This is a genomic window from Roseovarius halophilus (ex Wu et al. 2025) (assembly GCF_047086965.1).
This window is the reverse complement of sequence record NZ_JBKOTX010000671.1, coordinates 1-251: the sequence shown is the minus strand read 5'-3', so window position 1 is coordinate 251 and position 251 is coordinate 1. Positions and strand designations below refer to the sequence as shown.

At 48.2% G+C, this 251-nt stretch carries 1 protein-coding gene; it reads left to right on the top strand.

Going from position 1 to position 251, the window contains the following annotated elements; all coding sequences use genetic code 11:
- A partial coding sequence (locus ACH107_RS33980; protein WP_412509946.1) for a glycoside hydrolase family 15 protein occupies positions 1-251 on the top strand: 251 nt, incomplete at both ends.

The following is a 251-nucleotide window of genomic DNA, read 5'->3' as shown; positions in this document are numbered from 1 at the left end:
CATGTCCTGACTGTTTTGCTAATGCTCCTCGTGTTCTTTGCTTCATGCAGAGCTTTTGGACGGGTGGTTACATTGACTCGAATATCAATGTGAAGGATGGAAGAAAGGGTCTGGATGCGAACTCCATCCTTTCGTCGATTCATACCTTTGATCCCAACTCCAAGTGCACCGACTCAACATTCCAGCCTTGCTCGTCGCGAGCACTGGCCAACCACAAGGCAGTCGTTGATTCTTTCAGATCTATCTATGGC